Below are 18,571 nucleotides of genomic sequence, written 5' to 3'. Positions count from 1 at the left end.
CTTCTTGAGCCAACAAGCCTCGCGGCGCCGCCGGGCGCGCGGTCAAGCAAGCGGCCTCATGGAAAGTTGGCCGCTCATTAGTGTCATTTTGTCGATGCGTCAAGCGCGACAGCAGTGCAGAACCTTATTCTGGCCGGATTTATAACCTCTGGACTTGGGCAGCACGCGTTCTTAACTGGGTAACGCACGGGCAATATGGGCACTATGGCCAATCATTCGAGGCAAACAGCATATTATCTGGCCGCGTGCCTGCTGTTTTCGGCGGGCGCTGCAAATGCGGCTGAAATTTATACAGGCGAATATACGGTGAGCTATCTCGGCCTGCCCATCGCGCGCTCCACCTTCACCAGCACGTTCAATGGCGATCAGGTGCGCATCAACGGTTCAGTCAGCAGTGCGGGCATTGCGAAAATCTTCGACAGCACCACCGGCTCAAGCTCGTTCGCGGGCCGCATCGGTCCGCAGGGTGTGATTCCGGCTGCATTCAACACCAGTTACAAATCCGGCAGGAAATCGCAGCGCACATCGATCACCTTTGCCGACGGCAATGTCGTCAAAACCGTCAACACGCCGCCCACGAAGAAACGCCGCCGTTGGATACCGCTGCGCGCAGGCGATTTAAGCGCCGTCTCCGACCCGATATCGGCCACGCTTCTGCGCGTGAAATCGCCTGCGGAAATCTGCACCCGCACGATCAAGGTCTATGATGGTGAAATGCGCGCCAATGTCGTGCTGGGCCATATTTCCACGGGCGATGTTCCAGGATATGGCGACGAGGCCGTCACCTGCTCGGCAAAATTCGTGCCCGTTTCCGGCTATCGGCCTGATTCGAGTTCGTTGGCCTACCTGAAAAATCAGTCTAAAATCACCATCGCGTTTGCGCCGCTTGGCAAGACCGGCATATACGCTCCGGTTTATGCAACCGTGGGCACCAAGATCGGCACGGTAACAGTTACGGCGCGTCGCACGAAGGGCTAACCACCCCGCGCCATGGGAGCGGGAAATGGGTAGAGCCACATTGATCGGCTTCACGGCAGTTGCCATGTGGGCGTTGCTGGCGTTGCTCACCGATGCCTCCGGCGATGTCCCGCCATTTCTGCTCTCCGCAATGACCTTCACGATCGGCACACTCGTGGGCGTGGTCGCACGCTTCTTTTCGCCACCAACGGAGAAAGTCTCGATCCCGCCTGTCGTCTGGCTCATCGGCATTGGCGGCCTGTTCGGTTATCACTTTTTCTACTTCACAGCGCTACGCAACGCGCCAGCCGTCGAGGCCAGTCTGATCGCCTATCTCTGGCCCCTGTTCATCGTGGTTGGGTCTGCGCTCATGCCGGGCGAACGCCTGCGCTGGTATCACGTCGCTGGCGCATTGCTTGGCCTCTGCGGCACGATCCTCATCATCACCAAGGGCGGCGGTTTGTCTTTCGACCCGCAATATTCCTTCGGCTATGCAATGGCATTCGTCTGCGCATTCCTTTGGTCGGGCTATTCGCTACTGTCGCGCCGCTTTCCATCCGTGCCCACCAGCATCGTGACATGGTTCTGCGCCGCCACAGCGATTCTATCGCTCATCTGCCATTTTGCGCTCGAGCAAACCGTTCTGCCCGCCAACCCAACGCAATGGCTTGCCGTACTTGGGCTTGGGCTCATGCCGGTCGGCGCTGCATTTTACGCATGGGATCACGGCGTGAAGCGCGGCAACATTCAGGTGCTCGGCGCAGCCAGCTATGCCTCGCCGCTGCTTTCAACATTGGTGCTCATTGTGGCCGGCTTTGCCGAGCCAACGCCGCGCATTCTCGTTGCGTGCCTGCTCATCACGAGCGGTGCGGTTCTCGCCGCGAAGTCCCTGCTTTTCGGCGAAGATAAAAAAGCCATCACGGAGCCGCAGCCATGATGCCTTTCCCCGGCGGCATCGAAAACACCGCAAACGGCGCGCTGATCCTGTCTGTCGGCGCGGCGATCCTTTATTTGTTTGCCACCGCCCACGCGCCATCGCTGCGCCGCACCGCCGTCAAAACACTGGCAATCGCATTGCTTGCCGTGCTTGCTTTTATGCAGGGCGCGCCGTGGCTACTGGTCCTTGCGCTCGCGCTCAGCGCAATTGGAGATGCAGCACTTTCCCGTGATGGCGACGCTGCGTTCCTCGGCGGTTTGGCCAGTTTCCTCGCCGCCCACATCGCCTATATCGCGCTGTTCCTGAGTCACGGTCTTGGCTGGCTCGCGCCGATAGCCTCCAGCGCATTGCTCACGACAATAGCCTTCGTCATGGCCGTGACCACCGTCGCAACGCTAAACATCCTGTTGCGCAAAGTGCCGGCAGCGCTGCGCCTTCCCGTGTTGGCCTACGGCATCGCGATCCTTGTTATGGGTCTTGCTTCACTCACCACCGGCCAGCCTTGGGTCATCATCGGCGCGATGCTCTTCATGGCGTCAGATACGATTCTGGGTTTCGAGCGATTCGTCATGAGCAGCATCGGCCAGGGTCGCTGGGCTGCTGGCATTGCCGTGTGGGTGCTTTATTACGTCGCCCAGCTCATCCTGACGCTCGGCGTCATTTTCGCGGGATGAGGCGTATGCGGGCACCGCCCGGCCCTTCGCTATGGCTCCGGGCGTTCGTCATTTGAAAAGCCCATTTCGGGGCTTTTCATTCGCTTCGCGGACCATTCCTCACCCCTCCAACTCCTCGCGCAGCATTTCCAGTTCCAGCCATTCTTCTTCCATAGCCGCTAATGATGCGCGCTCCTTGTCGAGCATGGCTATGGTCTGGGCAAACCCTTTAGGGTCGCGTTCATAAAACGCCGGGTCCGCCATTTTGTCTTCCAGGGTGGAAATCGCGGCAGACAGGGCCTCCATCTTTCCGGGCAGATTATCCAAGACAAATTTCTGCTTGAACGACAGCTTCTTCGAAGCGGCCTTTGGCGCCTCTGCCCTGGCAGTCTGCGCTCCCGCGCTGCCCCTCTTCGCCTCGCGCACCTCCAACTTTTTGCTGCCGCGCTGCGCCAGCATGTCCGAATAGCCGCCAGCATATTCCACCCAGCGGCCATTGCCGTCCGGCGCGATCACGCTTGTCACGGTGCGGTCCAGAAAATCGCGGTCGTGGCTCACCAGCAGCACGGTTCCTGGAAAGCCCGCCACCAGTTCCTGCAACAGATCCAGCGTTTCCATATCCAGGTCGTTTGTCGGTTCGTCGAGCACCAGCAGATTCGCCGGGCGAGACAGCATCCGCGCCAGAATCAGCCGCGCCCGCTCGCCGCCGGAAAGTTCGCGCACAGGCGTGCGGGCCTGCTCAGGCCGAAACAGAAAATCCTTCATGTAGGAAACGACGTGTCGCTGCTCGCCATTCACAACGAGATTTTCCCCGCGGCCATCGGTCAGAAAATTCGCCAGCGTTTCGCTCGGGTCAACCGATTCGCGCTTTTGGTCGAGCGTCGCAATTTCCAGATTCACGCCAAGCCGCACAGTGCCGGAATCCGGTTTCAAAACGCCGGTCAGCATCTTCAGCAGCGTTGTCTTGCCCACTCCGTTTGGCCCCACAAAGCCCACGCGATCACCACGCTGAATGCGCGTCGAAAACCTATCGACAATCACCGACTCCCCGAAACTCTTGGAAATCTCCTTCGCCTCGATCACCAGCTTGCCGGATTCGCTCGCATCGCTCGCGGCCAGCACCGCTGTTCCCTCTGCGCCGCGATGTGAGCGGAACTTCTGGCGCATCGCGTGCAATTCGCCCAACCGCCGCATGTTGCGCTTGCGTCGCGCGGTCACGCCGTATCGCAGCCAGTGCTCCTCGCGCACGATCTGGCGGCCGAGCTTGTGTTGCTCGCGTTCTTCTTCTTCCAGAATCTGGTCGCGCCATTCCTCGAAATGCGCAAACCCACGATCCATGCGCCGCGTCTGCCCCCGATCCAGCCAGACGGTCGATTTTGAAACGCGCTCCAGAAACCGACGGTCGTGCGAAATGACGATCAGCGCAGACTGGCCGCGCGCCAATTCTTCTTCCAGCCATTCAATGACTGAAAGGTCCAGATGGTTGGTTGGCTCGTCCAGCAACAGAATGTCCGGCTGCGGGGCCATAACGCGCGCCAGAGCAGCGCGGCGCGCTTCACCACCGGAAAGATTGGCAGGCTGCTCGTCTCCGGTCAGGCCAAGATGCTCCAGCAAATAGGTCGCGCGGTGCGGGTCATCGGCAGGCCCAAGCCCGGACTCCACATACTCGCGCACATTGGCAAACCCATCCATGTCGGGCAATTGCGGCAGATAGCGAATGGTCGCCGTGGGCTGGCGAAACACAACGCCGTCCTGCGCCTCAACCATTCCCGCCGCGATCTTGAGCAATGTGGATTTGCCGGAACCGTTGCGTCCCACAAGGGCAACGCGATCACCGGCCTCGACTGAAAGCGATGCGCCATCGAGCAACGGCGCACCACCAAATGTCAGTTTAATGCCATCGAGATTGAGAAGCGGCGGAGCCATCAGAAACCTTCTGCCGGATAGGGATGGGCCAGCAGCATCGCGCGGCCTTTCGAGAGCGACGCGCGCAATGCGCCCCGCACCTCATTTGAAACTGTCCATGACGAACCAAACGGCACCTGCACAGCCTTTAGCGGCCAGCGCGCGCCTTCCACGCTCAGCCCGTCGAGTTGCGTCAGGCCAAGCACGCTGAACACCGTGGCGTCATCATAGTCGAAGCTCTGCATTGCCGGCGAAAGCGGCGTGCCTTCCTGCGCGCCGCTGGTCAGCATCACATCAATGCCTTGCTCCGCGAGCCTGATCGCCAAAGTCACATGGAGAAAACTGTGATCGAAGCGCGGCCCGCCGAATGCGCCCGCGATGAGCAGCGACGTCGCCCCGCGCGACAGCGCTTCTGTCACGGCAAGCTCACCATCGGTTTGGTCCTTCTCTTTCGGGAAGGTCCGGCGTTCCACATTGGAGAGCCCACCCTCAAGCCTCGAAGGCACGGAGTCGAAATCGCCAACCCACAATTCAGGCACGAGGCCGAGCATCTGCGCGTGACGAATACCGGCATCGGCGGCAATCACGCGCGTGCCGGTCACCTGCGCCGCAAGGCGCGGGGTCGGGGTTAAGTCGCCACCGAGAAGGATCGTAAAACGGCTCATTGGCGCGGCTCTATCAGGCGATGCGGCGCGATGCCAGAGGCTTCGGCTTGGCACAGGTCCATCAACTTGCATTGCATAAAAATCCGCCCTATGTGTTTCCCCGCTCTAACGGGGTGCCGCGCCTGCGGCTGAGAGGCATATCGCCAACCCGCTGAACCTGATCCGGTTTGTACCGGCGGAGGGATTAGATGCTTCGGTCACACGACGCATTTCACTCCGAAACAGAAGGATTGATTGAATGCGTCACCTGTTCGCCTCTGTTTCAACTGCTGTTCTTTTGTTTGCCGCGCCTGTGTCTGCAGCAGACAAACTGACGGTCTATACCTATGAAAGCTTCACAGCCGAATGGGGACCGGGGCCGCAGGTCGAAAAAGCCTTTGAAGCACAATGCAATTGCGATCTGGAATTTGTTTCCGTCGCAGATGGCGTGGCCCTGCTCAACCGCCTTAAGCTGGAAGGCAAAGCCACCAAGGCCGACATCGTGCTTGGCCTCGACACCAATCTGACCGCCGAAGCAAAGTCGACCGGCCTGTTTGCACCACACGGCAAAATCGGAGAACTCACAGTCCCCGGCGGCTGGAACGACGATACATTCGTTCCTTACGACTACGGCTATTTCTCCGTCGTCTACAACAAGGACAAGCTGCCCAACCCGCCAAAGAGCCTCAAGGAGTTGGTCGAGGGTAATTCGAGCGAGAAGATCATCATTGAGGATCCACGCACTTCAACGCCGGGACTCGCGCTCGTATTGTGGATGCGCTCGGTCTATGGCGACAAGGCTGGCGAAGCCTGGGCGAAACTCAAGGGCCGCGTGCTTACCGTTACGCCCGGCTGGAGCGAAGCCTATGGCCTGTTCACCAAGGGCGAAGCTCCGATGGTGCTGTCTTACACGACTTCGCCCGCCTACCATTTGATTGCCGAGAAGGTCGACACCTACAAGGCGACGGTGTTTCAGGAGGGCAATTACATGCAGGTAGAGGTGGCCGGTGTCACCAACACAGGCGCCCAGAACCCGCTTGCTGAAAAGTTCATGAGCTTCATGACCAGCACCGCGTTTCAGGATGTAATCCCCGAAACGAACTGGATGTTTCCGGCAGCCAAAACCTCGAAGCCGCTGAACCCCGCGTTCGGAACATTGCCCCAGCCGGTCAAGCCACTTCTCTTCGCGCCGGACATTGTCGAGCGCAACCGCAAGGCATGGACGGATGAGTGGCTTTCGGTCATGGGTCAATAGTTGAGCAGATCGATCACTCCGGGCCTTTTGGCTCTTGCTGCAATCGCGCTGCTTATTGGCGGCGCGTTTGCGGGGCTGCTGTCGGAAAGCTTCACCAACCTGCCCGCCGCCATCGCAGCGTTCGATCCCTATCTGTTTCGCGTCGCGCGCTTCACGCTCTGGCAGGCGCTGCTTTCCACATTGCTGTCCGTCGCTCCGGCAATCCTTGTGGCGCGCGCACTCTCCCGACATCCTGATTTCATCGGGCGCAGCCTCATCCTGAAACTGTTCGCCGTGCCGCTGGCGCTGCCGGCAATCGTCGCTGCGCTCGGCATATTGGCGTTGCTTGGTCGTGCGGGATTATTCGCCACATTTTGGGGCGATGGGTGGCCTGGCATTTACGGCCTGTCCGGCATTCTCGTCGCGCACGTGTTTTTCAACATGCCGCTTGCAACACGGCTTTTGCTTGAAGCGCTCGACACGATCCCTACTGACCAATGGCGGCTCGCAGCGCAACTCGGCATGAATGCGCGCTCGACCTTCATCTTCATCGAATGGCCCGCCTTGCGCCGCGCATTACCTGCTGTCGCCGGGCTGGTCTTCATGCTGTGCATCACCTCTTTCACCATCGTGCTGACGCTCGGCGGCGGTCCACGCGCCACGACGCTGGAAGTCGCGATCTATCAAGCTCTCCGTTTTGATTTCGATCCCGCGCGCGCAGTTGCCGTCACGGTCCTGCAAATCATCCTGACCGCCATCGTCATCGCCGTGTTGACGCGCGTCGGCGCAAACGTTGCAGGCGATGCAAACCTTGCCGTATCGCGCCGCAAGGCCGTGTCGCCCTCGACGCCCGAAACCATTGCCAACAGCATCATCCTTCTTCTCGCCGCGCTGTTCGTCTTGTCCCCGATGGTCGCAACAATCATCGCGGGACTTCGCGCCGACCTCGCACGTCTCATCACCGAAAACGCGGTGCAGAACGCCGCACTGACGAGCCTCATACTCGCCAGTTGTTCCGCAATCCTCTGCCTCGCAATATCTTGGTCGCTGGTGGCCGCGCGCTGGAGCCTCGCCAGCGCCCGCCGCTCCGCCACAGCCAGCTTTCTGGAGCGCATTTTCGATACGGGCGCAGGCTTCGTGCTGATCGTTCCGCCCATCGTCATAGGCTCCGGCTGGTTCTTGCTGCTGCGCAATCATGTCGACGTTTTCAGTGTCGCGCCCGTCATGGTCGTCGCCGTCAACGCCGTCATGGCCATGCCCTTCGCCATCCGCGCAATTCGTCCCGCGCATGATGCCGCCGCCACGCGCCACGACCGCATTGCCTCGCAGCTTGGCATCACCGGCTGGAACCGCCTGCGCCTGATCGATTGGCCCGTGCTGCGCCGCCCCATGATGACCGGGCTTGCATTCGCAATGGCGCTGTCGCTGGGCGATCTCGGCGTCATCGCTCTTTTCGGGTCAGATGCGGTGCAGACTTTGCCATACCTTCTGCTTGGCCGCATGGGCAGCTATCGCACGCAGGATGCGGCAGGCATTGCGCTACTGCTTGGCGCGCTCTGCCTTGCGCTCATGCTCATCGCCGACCGGCTTGGGAGAACCTCCGAATGACCGACGCAAGCGTCAAGCTGGATCAAGTTGCCTTCGGTTATGCCGAAACCCGCGTGCTGTTCGACGTTGCCGTCCAGCCGGGCGTCATTGCCGCGATCATGGGGCCGAGCGGCGCCGGCAAGACCACGCTGCTCAACCTCGTCGCCGGTTTCGAAAAACCGGAATCCGGCCGCATCCTCATCGACGGCAAGGACGTGTCCGAACTCGCCCCCTCCGAACGTCCCGTCTCGATGGTGTTTCAGGAGAACAACCTCTTTGCCCATCTGAATGTCGAGAAAAACGTCGGCCTTGGCCGTTCTCCATCGCTGCACCTCACCGATTCAGATCGCGCAATCATCCGCGACGCGCTCGCTCAGACCGGCCTTACCGGTAAGGAAAAGCGCCTCCCTTCCGAACTCTCCGGCGGCGAACGCCAGCGCGTCGCACTTGCCCGTGCGCTCGTGCGGGACCGCCCGGTGCTCCTGCTCGACGAGCCTTTCGCGTCCCTTGGCCCTGCGTTGCGGGATGACATGCTGGACCTGCTGGCAAAACTCCACGCCGAAAAGGGCATGACCTTGCTGTTCGTCACGCACCAGCCGGAGGATGCACGCCGCATTGCCGAGTTCATGATTTTCATAGAGGAAGGCAAGGTTGCGGCGACTGGTCCTATTGATGATTTCTTCGGAAACGGTGCACCAGAAGCGTTCAGGCGATATATAGGTGCTGACGAATCGGCAAATCTTGCCCGGAAGCGGACATAATTTGTCGCCACAGCGTCAGCGGCGGAACGCATCCATCAGCAGGATGCGTAATGACAGGTGGGAAGGACGAGCGTGACGGGCAAAACCCGAACGACCGGGATGAAGCTGAGAAGCTTCGGCGCGGTGCGCCGAGCTATGGCTATGCTTGCGCTTTCGACACTGCTCACCGCCTGCCAGGGCGTCGATGTCTATCCGTCCCGTGTGGACGAGTCAGCATTCCAGCCGTCAAACAATCCCGTCACCGTCGATACGGTCCAGAAGGACAACAAGCTCGCAGCCCTTGCCCGCGCGCAGCATCCCCGAATTCTGGCGACCTATGGCGGCGAATATGCCGATCCCAAGCTTGAACGCATGGTCGCCAAGGTTGTCGGCAACCTCACGACTGTCGCAGGCAATCCGGGGCAGGCCTACCGCATCACGATCCTCAATTCGCCAAACGTGAACGCCTTCGCGCTTCCCGGCGGTTATCTCTACGTCACGCGCGGCCTTCTCGCGCTCGCCAACGATTCTGCCGAGCTCGCCGCCGTTCTCGCCCACGAAATGGGCCACGTAACCGCCAATCACGGCATTGCGCGCCAGCAGGCAGAGGCCGAAGCCGAGCTTGCCACCAAAGCGGCGACCGAACTGTTCGGCCAAAGCTCGGTCGCAGAGGTCGCGGCCTTGCGCGGAAAGCTCAAGCTCGCGCAGTTCTCCCGCAATCAGGAGCTGGAGGCGGATGTCATCGGCATCAGGTCCAGCGGTCAGGCCGGTTTTGATCCCTACGCTGCGGGGCGCTTCCTGCAATCCATGGCGGCTTACAGCAATTTGCGAAGCGTTTCGGGCGCTACCGATGCCAGCCTCGACTTTCTGGCCAGCCATCCGAACACGCCGCAGCGCATCGATCTTGCACAGCGGCACGCGCGGGACTTCGGCCCGCCCGGCACCGGCATCGTGGACCGCGACGCGTATCTTGCGGGCATTGACGGCCTGCTGTTCGGTGACACACCGGAAGAAGGCTATGTGCGCGGACACACCTTCCTGCATCCCGGCCTCGGCGTTTCCTTCTCCGTGCCTGAAGGTTTCGTGATCGACAATTCTTCAGCCGCCGTCACGGCAAACGGACCCGGCAATATTGCCATTCGCTTCGATGGCGTCACACTTCAGCCCAACGTCACCCTGCCGGATTATCTGCGCAGCGGTTGGGTTACGGGCCTTGATGCAGACAGCATCCGTTCTGTTCGGATCAACGGCAACGATGCTGCCATTGCGCGCGCCCGCGCCGACAACTGGCAATTCGACATTGCTGTGATCCGCGCCGGCGGACAGGTCTATCGCCTGCTCACCGCCGCACCGATTGCATCTACCAGCCTCGACGCAACGGCCCGCACGGTCAGCGACAGTTTCCGCGTTCTCAGCGCGAGCGAAAAGGCAGCGCTCAAGCCGCTCCGCATCCGTATCCTCACGGCAAGGTCCGGCGATACTGTCGCCTCGCTGTCCTCGCGCATGGTCGGTGTGGACCGTAAGGAAGAGCTTTTCCGCGTGCTGAACGAGATCCCAACCGGCAACACGGTTCCGGCCGGTTATAAGGTTAAGATCGTCACCGACCGCTAGGCGGATAAGGGGTGATCCAGCTTTCCCACGTTAACCATTAGCCGGCATTTGCACCTCTCCCCCTGTGGAAAACCTGTGCAAAATAGCGGGAGAACTTCTGTATGGCACAACATCTGGTAGAGAACAAAACGTGAAATTCGCTCGATCCGTGATTCGTCGCCGATTCGTTCCGCCTTGGTTCGAAGCGTTAACGAAAACACCGAAATTCGATAAAGGAACGGTTAAGCTGAATTAAGATTATCTTTATTTTTCAAACCTCTATCGGCACGACCAGACCCTTCGAAACTGAATTGCCTGTAAAGGTTAACACCGCACCGTTTACTGACGCTCGACTCCCACACCCCGATTCAGCATGTGGTGCAACTTGAGTGGTGAAAATCTAAATCTAGGGGTGAACAAATACAGAATTTCGCAGAGTCAGCGATTCGTCGCCGATTCGTTCCAGACTCGTTCCACAAGTTAATCGCCGGAGGCGTTCAAAAAAGAATATCCTTTCGCATCCGTGCTTAAATGCCTATGTGTGGACAAACGCGCGCGACGGCAACTTGCCCCAAACCGCCGCAGGAGTTCGGCAATCCCTTCCCTATGAACGTTCAGTCAAAACCCGCCCAGCCCCTCATCCTATCGGGCCGTGATGTGACCGCGGTTCTTGGGCCGACGAACACCGGCAAGACCCATCTGGCCATCGAGCGAATGGTTGCCCACGAAAGCGGTGTTATCGGCTTGCCGCTGCGCCTGCTGGCTCGTGAGGTTTATCAGCGTGTTTGCGACAAGGTCGGGGCAAACAAGGTCGCACTCATCACGGGCGAGGAAAAAATCCAGCCCGTCGGCGCGAAATATTCGGTCTGCACCGTTGAGGCCATGCCGCGCGAAACCGATGCCGCCTTTGTCGCAATCGACGAGGTGCAGCTCGCGGGCGACCTGGAACGCGGCCATATTTTCACGGACCGCATCCTGCATCTGCGCGGGCGTCAGGAAACGCTGTTGCTCGGCGCTCCCACCATGCGCGGCATTTTGGAAAAGCTGCTGCGCGGCGTGAATGTGCTGACGCGTCCGCGCCTGTCCCACCTCGCCTATGCGGGCTCGAAAAAGCTTACACGGTTGCCCCGTCGCTCAGCTGTCGTCGCCTTCTCGGCGGATGAAGTCTACGGCATTGCGGAATTGATCCGCCGTCAGCAGGGCGGCGCTGCGGTCGTCCTCGGCGCGCTCAGTCCCCGCACTCGCAACGCGCAGGTCGCGCTCTACCAGTCCGGCGATGTCGATTATCTCATCGCCACCGACGCAATCGGCATGGGGCTCAATCTCGACGTTGATCACGTCGCGTTTGCGCAGAACCGCAAGTTCGATGGATACCAATACCGCCAGCTCACCCCAGCAGAACTCGGGCAGATTGCGGGCCGCGCCGGTCGGCATCTACGTGACGGCACATTCGGCGTCACGGGTCGTGTCGATCCGTTCGATGAAGAGCTGATTCAAAAACTCGAATCCCATGATTTCGAGCCGACGAAGGTGCTGCAATGGCGCACCGCGCAGTTCGACTACAGCAGCCTTGATGCGCTCAAGCGCTCCATTGAAACGAATGCACCGATCGAGGGTTTGACCCGCGCCCCGCCTGCCGTGGACGCACAAGCGCTTGAGCATCTGTCCAAAGACGGTGAGGTCAAGGCGCTCGCCACCAGTTCATCGCGCGTCGGCCTGTTGTGGGAAGTCTGCGCGCTGCCGGACTACCGCAAGATCGCGCCCGCGCAACATGCGGACATCATCGCGAACATCTATTTCGACCTCGTAAAGCGCGGTCACGTCGATGAAGACTACATGGCTGAACAGGTGCGGCGCGCCGATGCGACCGAGGGCGACATCGATACGCTTTCGCATCGCATCGCGCAGATTCGCACCTGGACATTTGTGTCAAATCGGCCCGGCTGGCTCGCCGATCCCCTTCACTGGCAAGAAAAGACACGGGAAATCGAAGATCGTCTATCAGATGCGCTGCATGAGCGGTTGACGAAACGCTTCGTAGACCGCAGGACTTCCGTCCTCATGCGCCGCCTGAGAGAGAACACGATGCTTGAAGCTGAAATAAACGCCGCAGGAACCGTCACGGTGGAAGGCCACCATGTCGGCGAATTGCAGGGGTTCCGTTTTACCGCTGACCAGAGCGCTGGTGGCGAAGACGGAAAGGCAATCCGCGCTGCCGCACAAAAGGCGCTTGCGACCGAGTTTGAAACGCGTGCTGAACGCTTCTCCGGTGGACCGAATGGAGACATCGCGATTGCGTCCGACGGAACGCTCCGCTGGATCGGTGCGCCCATCGCGACACTCACGGATGGCGAAGACGTGCTCAAGCCGCGCATTGTGCTGCTGGCAGATGAGCAATTGACCGGCACAGCCCGCGATAAGGTCGCGGCCCGCGCCGAGCGCTTCGTGAACTTCCAGATCGAATCCTTGCTCAAGCCACTACTCGACCTGAAAAATGCCGAGCAGGTTTCCGGCATCGCGCGGGGCATCGCATTCCGGTTGGTTGAAAACCTCGGTGTCATTAGCCGCCGCGATATTGCCGACGAAATGAAGGCGCTGGATCAGGAAGGGCGCGCAGCCCTGCGCCGTCTTGGCGTGCGCTTCGGCGCGTATCACATCTTCGTCCCGTCCTTGTTAAAGCCCGCGCCCGCCGGTCTGGTCACGCTGCTCTGGTCGCTGAAACATGACGGCAAGGGCAAGCCTGGCTTTGGCGATGTCGTGCATGCCCTTTCGACCGGACGCACCTCGCTTGCCGTAGACGCTGAGTTTGAGCCTGCTTTCTATCGGCTCGCCGGTTATCGCGTGCTCGGAAAGCGCGCAGTGCGCGTTGACATTCTGGAGCGCCTTGCAGACCTCATCCGCCCTGCACTGGCATGGAAGGCCGGAACCGGTGCACGTCCAGACGGCGCGTTTGACGGCAATGCCTTCATGGTCACACCGCCCATGATGTCTATTCTCGGTGCAACCGCCGACGATATGGATCAAATCCTGAAAGGGCTCGGCTATCGCGGCGATGCTCGACCCGCCGAAGAAGTAAAGGCGAAACTGGAATCGCTGGATGCGGCAGCAAAGGAAGCCGCTGAGCCACGGCCTGTTGTCGAAGCCGAAGCCGTCGCTGCACCTCAAACTGATGAAGTTTCAACTGAGGCCAATGAGGCCGAGCCGATTGCTGTGGCCGGAGTTCAGGAAGAAGCTCCCGCAACCGAAGCTGCTCCCAACGTAGTCGTGGAAGCGACGGAAGAAGCTCCGGCAACAGAGCCGCAATCAACTCCATCCGAAGAACCTGCAGAAGCGCCCAAGCCAATCATCCTGTGGCGGCCGCAGCGGTTCGATCATCGTCCGCGTCAACATGGCGCAAGCCAGCGTCAGGACGGCCAAAACCGCAACCGACACGGCCAGCAGCATCGCAAACCCGGTGGAGAGCAGCAGGCCGGCGAGCGCAAGGACCGTCCATTCAAGGGCAAGCCGCATCGTGGAGATCATGGCGGCAAGCCACATGAGGGCGGCAAGAAAAACCCGCCGTCTCACCAGCAGAAGCCGCGGGAAGAACGCCCTGCCCGCATTGATCCTGACTCGCCTTTTGCCAAGCTCGCGGCACTGCGCGACCAGCTTCGCAAGTAGAGACGTTCGTTGATCGCGAGCGGAAGGCAGCGCATCGACAAATGGCTGTTCTTCTCACGCGCGGTTAAGTCGCGCTCGCTGGCCGCCAAGCTTGTCGAAGCTGGCGGCGTACGCATCAACCGCGAAAAGGCCACCCAATCGTCGGACAGCGTCAAGCTGGGCGATGTGCTCACCATCACGCTTGAGCGGCGAATTCTCGTTTACCGTGTCCTGTCGCTCGGCGAACGCCGAGGCCCCGCCGTTGAGGCCCGGCTGATGTATGAAGATCTGTCGCCCGACAGCACGCCTTTGGAAGAAGACAAAACGGACAGTTGACGCCAAGAAAGAAAAACCTTCCTAAATAGCGACACTTTGGAGTGTTTGCTGCCCTTGCAAGCAGATTGCAAAGGCGTTACCTCACCGCACAAGCAGAACCGGAATGCCTGAAGCATGACCTACATCGTCACCGACAATTGCATAAAGTGCAAATACACGGATTGCGTAGAGGTTTGTCCGGTCGATTGCTTCTACGAAGGCGAGAACATGCTCGTCATTCATCCAGACGAATGCATCGACTGCGGCGTGTGTGAGCCCGAGTGTCCAGCCGACGCCATCAAGCCCGATACGGAGCGCAATCTGGATGATTGGCTGGCGCTCAATACTGAATATGCGGCGAAATGGCCGAACATCACCCAGAAGAAGCCGGAACTGCCTGAAGCCAAAGAGTTTGACGGCGTGCCGGACAAGTTAAAGTATTTTTCGCCCGAACCCGGCACCGGCGATTGATCTTTTCATTTGTGCTCACAAAATGAGCACTTGACGCGCGATTGTTCGCGCTTGCAGCAAAAACCTTGATTCTTGGCAGGTTTTATGTTACCTGTCTAAGAAATGCCGTCGGCATATCGTCAATCTTGTCGCTCAGGCCACTCGCTGAAAGGTCGTTTCCCATATTTCCGCACCAGCAATACTGGTGTTGTTGAACTGGATGCTGCGGCCTCTATTTGGCCGACGCCGGTGGGAAAGTTTTTTCTCGGTCGCTTGGGACAATCTTGGACGAAAACGCCGTCTCGGCCATGTTTTCGCAGATAGTACCCAAAAGGAGTCATAAGCGAATGGCATCGACCACCCAGCAGAAGAAGCCCGCGCCCGCCCGTCACGGTTTCAAGACCGGCGAGTTCATCGTCTATCCCGCACACGGCGTTGGACAAATCGTGTCTATCGACGAGCAGGAAGTAGCGGGTCACAAGCTGGAACTGTTCGTGATCGACTTTCAGAAAGACAAGATGCGCCTCAAGGTGCCGGTCGCAAAGGCACAGTCTATCGGCATGCGCAAGCTTTCCGAGACGGACTATGTTGACCGCGCTCTCAAGGTTGTTCAGGGCCGCGCCCGTATCAAGCGCACCATGTGGTCGCGCCGCGCGCAGGAATATGATGCAAAGATCAATTCCGGCGACCTGATCTCGATCTCTGAAGTCGTACGCGACCTGTTCCGTGCAGACACGCAGCCTGAGCAGTCCTATTCCGAGCGCCAGCTTTATGAAGCTGCGCTTGACCGCATGGCGCGCGAAATCGCGGCCGTCAACAAAATGTCGGACACGGAAGCCGTCCGCCTGATCGAAGCGAACCTTGCAAAGGGTCCGAAGCGCGGCACGAAGGCTGACAATGAGGAAGCCGAGCAGGAAGAAGCTGCCTGATAGGCGCGCCTCATAAAAACAAAAAACCCGGCCATCGAGCCGGGTTTTTCTTTTTCACAAGCGCCGTTGGTTAGGCGAAATACTGACCACCATTCGCCGAAATGGTCGAGCCGGTGATGAACCCTGCCTCGTCGGAAGCCAGGAACACAACACAGCGCGCAATCTCTTCCGGCTCGCCCAGGCGGCCCACAGGTATCTGCGGAATGATGCGCTCGTTCAGCACCTTTTCGTCGATGGCCTTCACCATCTCTGTCGCGATATAACCCGGCGCAATCACGTTCACCGTGATGCCCGCGCGTGCGCCTTCCTGCGCCAGCGCCTTGGTAAAGCCGATATCGCCAGCCTTCGCCGACGAGTAGTTCACCTGCCCTGCCTGCCCCTTTTGACCATTGATAGAGGAGATGGTGATGATGCGGCCGAACTTACGGTCGCGCATACCGCCCCACACCGGATGGCTCATATTGAAGACGCCCGACAGATTGGTGTCGATCACTTCCTTCCACTGCTGCGGCGTCATCTTGTGGAACATCGCATCGCGCGTGATGCCCGCATTGTTCACCAGGATATCGACGGGCCCAAGCTCCGCTTCCACCTGTTTGACGCCCGCCACGCAAGCATCATAGTCGGCCACCGACCACTTATAGGTCTTGATGCCGGTTTCCGCGGTGAATTTCTTCGCCGCCTCGTCATTGCCGGCATAGTTGGCGGCTACATTATAGCCAGCCGCCTTGAGAGCTATTGAAATAGCCGCTCCAATACCGCGCGATCCACCGGTCACGATTGCTGTTCTTGCCATATGGCCGTTCTCCTCCCTGAATGCTGTCCCGTTTGCGGGGTCTGATTTACTTCATCGATTCCACGCACATGGCGATGCCCATGCCACCGCCGATGCAAAGCGTAGCGAGGCCCCTCTTTGCACCACGGCGACCCATTTCATAGACCAGCGTGTTGAAAACGCGAGCGCCCGACGCGCCGACCGGATGGCCAATTGCGATCGCGCCGCCATTGACATTCACGATGTCCGTATTCCAGCCCATATCCTTGTTGACCGCGCAAGCCTGCGCAGCGAACGCCTCGTTGGCTTCGACCAGATCGAGATCATCCACCTTCCAGCCGGCTTTCTCCAGCGCGCGGCGGGAAGCCGGTATCGGCCCCGTACCCATGATCTGCGGATCGACGCCAGCAGTCGCCCACGACACGATTCGCACCAGTGGCGTAAGGCCGCGGCGCGCGGCTTCCTCCTCGGTCATCAGCAGAGCAGCAGCAGCACCGTCATTGATGCCGGAAGCGTTACCCGCCGTCACCGTGCCTTCCTTGTCAAAAGCAGGCCGCAGCTTGGCCATCGCCTCGATAGTCGCGCCGTGACGGATATATTCGTCCGCATCAACAATGACATCCTCCTTGCGGCCCTTGACCGTCACCGGAACGATCTCATCCTTGAACCGGCCAGCCTTCTGTGCTGTCTCGGCCTTGTTCTGCGACGCAACAGCGAATGCGTCCTGTTCGTCACGCGTAAGCTGCCACTGACGCGCGACATTTTCCGCGGTATTCCCCATATGATAGCCATAGAAGGCATCCGTCAGGCCATCCTTGATCATCGTATCGATCATCTTGAAATCGCCCATCTTGACGCCATTGCGCAGATGCTGGCAATGCGGCGCCATCGACATCGATTCCTGTCCGCCGGCAACGATGATCTTGGCATCACCCGTGGCGATCTGCTGCATGCCGATTGCGATTGTTCGCAAGCCGGAACCGCAAAGCTGGTTGAGGCCCCAGGCAGTCGCTTCATTCGGAATGCCAGCCTTGATCGCGGCCTGACGGGCTGGGTTCTGGCCCTGCCCTGCCGTCAGAATCTGGCCGAAAATGACCTCATCCACCTCTTTCGGATCGACGCCGGCGCGTTCAAGCACAGCCTTGATCGCAACTGCGCCCAGTTCGTGAGCCGGAGTATTGGCAAACGAACCATTGAAAGAGCCGACAGGGGTGCGTGCGGCGCTCGCAACAACAATCGAAGATGCGGACATTTTAATTCCTCCGAAAAAATCTGAGCAGGAAAGGGGCGTGGCTCAGGAGAGTCTGTGAAGCAATAATGGAATTTGAATTTCTTCACTTTCTGCCCGGCAAGTCAAACCGAAATGTGCCCTGCAACGCACCTGAGGGCCAATGAAACGGGCAATCGTAAGCCGGCAATTTCATGTGCAGGTTTCGCACTGCACAAAATGCTTGGATTCGTGGCGGATTTCCGCATATCTTGCCGTAGAAGAGCCATAATTGGTACCAACCGGCTCGGGAGGCAGATAATGGCAGCAAAAGACGAACCGGTGGTGATCAAAAAATACGCCAACCGCCGTCTCTACAATACCGGAACCAGCACCTACGTGACGCTCGAAGACCTCGCGGAAATGGTAAAGCGAGATGAGGAATTCGTGGTTCATGATGCCAAGACTGGTGAGGACATCACTCACCCGGTACTCACGCAGATCATTTTCGAGCTTGAAAACAAAGATGGGCAGAACATGCTGCCTATTCCTTTCCTGCGCCAGCTCATCGCCTTTTACGGCGACCAGATGCAGATGGTCGTGCCGACCTTTCTCGAACAATCCATGGTCGCGTTTGCCAAGGAGCAGGAACGCTTTCGCGAGCAGATGAAGGCGAGTTTCGGCAAAACGCCGCTCGGCATGATGGAAAATTTGCCGACTTCAATGAAGGCTCTCGAAGAGCAGACTCGCCGCAATGTCGAGCTTTTCCAAAACGCCATGCGCATGTTTACGCCCTTTCCTTCAGGCGCCGGCACAACGCCGCCGTCTGATGAGCCGGAAAAAAAAAGCGCTCCTGAAAAGCCGGACGACCTAAAGGAACTGAAAGAGCAGATCGCCGCCATGCAGCGGAAAATAGATTCGCTTTCTTGATCGATTATGCCATCGGGCGTACAGATTTTTGCGAAAGCGGGTATCCCGGTTATCGGGCTTTAAGACGTGGCCCGCCAGA

The 18,571-nt window shown here is 59.2% G+C and carries 15 protein-coding genes, 1 pseudogene and 1 riboswitch; of the genes and pseudogenes, 12 read left to right on the top strand and 4 right to left on the bottom strand.

All coding sequences use genetic code 11. From position 1 onward, the window contains the following. Positions 1 to 204 precede the first annotated feature (204 nt). Genes DY251_RS09070 through DY251_RS09060 form a run of 3 tightly spaced genes read left to right on the top strand, consistent with a single transcriptional unit; the run spans position 205 to position 2,568 of the window. A complete protein-coding gene (locus DY251_RS09070) occupies positions 205 to 978 on the top strand; it encodes a DUF3108 domain-containing protein (protein WP_116623574.1) in 774 nt (257 codons plus the stop codon). A gap of 25 nt (positions 979 to 1,003) precedes the next feature. Then, positions 1,004 to 1,894, top strand: a complete 891-nt coding sequence (gene yddG, locus DY251_RS09065) for an aromatic amino acid exporter YddG (protein ID WP_116623573.1) — start codon at positions 1,004 to 1,006, stop codon at positions 1,892 to 1,894. Beyond that, positions 1,891 to 2,568: a lysoplasmalogenase family protein gene (locus DY251_RS09060; RefSeq protein ID WP_116623572.1), complete on the top strand. Its 678-nt coding sequence runs from the start codon at positions 1,891 to 1,893 to the stop codon at positions 2,566 to 2,568. The genes yddG and DY251_RS09060 overlap by 4 nt, the downstream gene beginning before the upstream one ends. 99 nt (positions 2,569 to 2,667) lie before the next feature. On the opposite strand, the gene DY251_RS09055 is transcribed toward DY251_RS09060, so the two are convergent. Further along, on the bottom strand, positions 2,668 to 4,473 hold the full coding sequence (locus DY251_RS09055; protein WP_116623571.1) for an ABC-F family ATP-binding cassette domain-containing protein: 1,806 nt from the start codon (positions 4,471 to 4,473) through the stop codon (positions 2,668 to 2,670). Further along, positions 4,473 to 5,117, bottom strand: a complete 645-nt coding sequence (locus DY251_RS09050; protein WP_116623817.1) for a thiamine diphosphokinase — start codon at positions 5,115 to 5,117, stop codon at positions 4,473 to 4,475. Before DY251_RS09050 ends, DY251_RS09055 begins: the two co-directional genes overlap by 1 nt. A 99-nt stretch (positions 5,118 to 5,216) precedes the next feature. Beyond that, positions 5,217 to 5,318, top strand: a riboswitch (TPP riboswitch). A gap of 37 nt (positions 5,319 to 5,355) precedes the next feature. Here DY251_RS09050 and thiB point away from each other — a divergent pair. From thiB to DY251_RS09010, 8 genes and pseudogenes are all read left to right on the top strand, one after another. Continuing rightward, positions 5,356 to 6,351: a thiamine ABC transporter substrate binding subunit gene (gene thiB / locus DY251_RS09045; protein WP_116623570.1), complete on the top strand. Its 996-nt coding sequence runs from the start codon at positions 5,356 to 5,358 to the stop codon at positions 6,349 to 6,351. Next, positions 6,352 to 7,938, top strand: a complete 1,587-nt coding sequence (gene thiP / locus DY251_RS09040) for a thiamine/thiamine pyrophosphate ABC transporter permease (protein WP_116623569.1) — start codon at positions 6,352 to 6,354, stop codon at positions 7,936 to 7,938. Continuing rightward, positions 7,935 to 8,678 (top strand): thiamine ABC transporter ATP-binding protein, encoded by a 744-nt coding sequence (thiQ, locus tag DY251_RS09035; RefSeq protein ID WP_116623568.1) that lies wholly within the window; start codon positions 7,935 to 7,937, stop codon positions 8,676 to 8,678. The genes thiP and thiQ overlap by 4 nt, the downstream gene beginning before the upstream one ends. 141 nt (positions 8,679 to 8,819) lie before the next feature. After that, positions 8,820 to 10,268, top strand: a complete 1,449-nt coding sequence (locus DY251_RS09030; RefSeq protein WP_245415916.1) for a M48 family metalloprotease — start codon at positions 8,820 to 8,822, stop codon at positions 10,266 to 10,268. Between the two features lie 585 nt (positions 10,269 to 10,853). Further along, positions 10,854 to 13,907, top strand: coding sequence for a helicase-related protein (locus tag DY251_RS09025; RefSeq protein WP_116623566.1), 3,054 nt, complete (start codon positions 10,854 to 10,856; stop codon positions 13,905 to 13,907). A 9-nt stretch (positions 13,908 to 13,916) separates the two neighbouring features. Then, positions 13,917 to 14,219 (top strand): annotated as a pseudogene (locus DY251_RS09020) (RNA-binding S4 domain-containing protein); the annotation flags it as partial. Positions 14,220 to 14,336: 117 nt separating this feature from the next. Further along, positions 14,337 to 14,672, top strand: a complete 336-nt coding sequence (gene fdxA, locus DY251_RS09015; RefSeq protein ID WP_116623564.1) for a ferredoxin FdxA — start codon at positions 14,337 to 14,339, stop codon at positions 14,670 to 14,672. Positions 14,673 to 14,998: 326 nt separating this feature from the next. Continuing rightward, positions 14,999 to 15,580, top strand: coding sequence for a CarD family transcriptional regulator (locus tag DY251_RS09010; protein ID WP_116623563.1), 582 nt, complete (start codon positions 14,999 to 15,001; stop codon positions 15,578 to 15,580). A gap of 70 nt (positions 15,581 to 15,650) precedes the next feature. Here DY251_RS09010 and phbB read toward each other — a convergent pair whose 3' ends face one another. Together phbB and DY251_RS09000 are read right to left on the bottom strand one after the other, a co-directional pair. Beyond that, positions 15,651 to 16,376, bottom strand: coding sequence for an acetoacetyl-CoA reductase (phbB, locus tag DY251_RS09005; RefSeq protein ID WP_116623562.1), 726 nt, complete (start codon positions 16,374 to 16,376; stop codon positions 15,651 to 15,653). A 46-nt stretch (positions 16,377 to 16,422) separates the two neighbouring features. Further along, complete coding sequence (locus DY251_RS09000; RefSeq protein WP_116623561.1) at positions 16,423 to 17,607, bottom strand: acetyl-CoA C-acetyltransferase; 1,185 nt, start codon at positions 17,605 to 17,607, stop codon at positions 16,423 to 16,425. A gap of 276 nt (positions 17,608 to 17,883) precedes the next feature. On the opposite strand from DY251_RS09000, the gene phaR reads away from it, so the two are divergent. Further along, positions 17,884 to 18,492, top strand: a complete 609-nt coding sequence (gene phaR / locus DY251_RS08995; protein WP_116623560.1) for a polyhydroxyalkanoate synthesis repressor PhaR — start codon at positions 17,884 to 17,886, stop codon at positions 18,490 to 18,492. Positions 18,493 to 18,571: the final 79 nt, after the last annotated feature.

Origin of the sequence: Mesorhizobium denitrificans (assembly GCF_003403035.1) — a bacterium.
Classification (GTDB): Bacteria; Pseudomonadota; Alphaproteobacteria; order Rhizobiales; family Rhizobiaceae; genus Mesorhizobium_G; species Mesorhizobium_G denitrificans.
This window is presented reverse-complemented; position numbering and strand designations above follow the sequence as displayed.

Coding starts and splice junctions, on each gene's coding strand:
- DY251_RS09070 (WP_116623574.1), top strand. CDS start 205: ATGGCCAATCATTCGAGGCAAACAGCATATTATCTGGCCGCGTGCCTG.
- yddG (WP_116623573.1), top strand. CDS start 1,004: ATGGGTAGAGCCACATTGATCGGCTTCACGGCAGTTGCCATGTGGGCG.
- DY251_RS09060 (WP_116623572.1), top strand. CDS start 1,891: ATGATGCCTTTCCCCGGCGGCATCGAAAACACCGCAAACGGCGCGCTG.
- DY251_RS09055 (WP_116623571.1), bottom strand. CDS start 4,473: ATGGCTCCGCCGCTTCTCAATCTCGATGGCATTAAACTGACATTTGGT.
- DY251_RS09050 (WP_116623817.1), bottom strand. CDS start 5,117: ATGAGCCGTTTTACGATCCTTCTCGGTGGCGACTTAACCCCGACCCCG.
- thiB (WP_116623570.1), top strand. CDS start 5,356: ATGCGTCACCTGTTCGCCTCTGTTTCAACTGCTGTTCTTTTGTTTGCC.
- thiQ (WP_116623568.1), top strand. CDS start 7,935: ATGACCGACGCAAGCGTCAAGCTGGATCAAGTTGCCTTCGGTTATGCC.
- DY251_RS09030 (WP_245415916.1), top strand. CDS start 8,820: ATGCTTGCGCTTTCGACACTGCTCACCGCCTGCCAGGGCGTCGATGTC.
- DY251_RS09025 (WP_116623566.1), top strand. CDS start 10,854: ATGAACGTTCAGTCAAAACCCGCCCAGCCCCTCATCCTATCGGGCCGT.
- fdxA (WP_116623564.1), top strand. CDS start 14,337: ATGACCTACATCGTCACCGACAATTGCATAAAGTGCAAATACACGGAT.
- DY251_RS09010 (WP_116623563.1), top strand. CDS start 14,999: ATGGCATCGACCACCCAGCAGAAGAAGCCCGCGCCCGCCCGTCACGGT.
- phbB (WP_116623562.1), bottom strand. CDS start 16,376: ATGGCAAGAACAGCAATCGTGACCGGTGGATCGCGCGGTATTGGAGCG.
- DY251_RS09000 (WP_116623561.1), bottom strand. CDS start 17,607: ATGTCCGCATCTTCGATTGTTGTTGCGAGCGCCGCACGCACCCCTGTC.
- phaR (WP_116623560.1), top strand. CDS start 17,884: ATGGCAGCAAAAGACGAACCGGTGGTGATCAAAAAATACGCCAACCGC.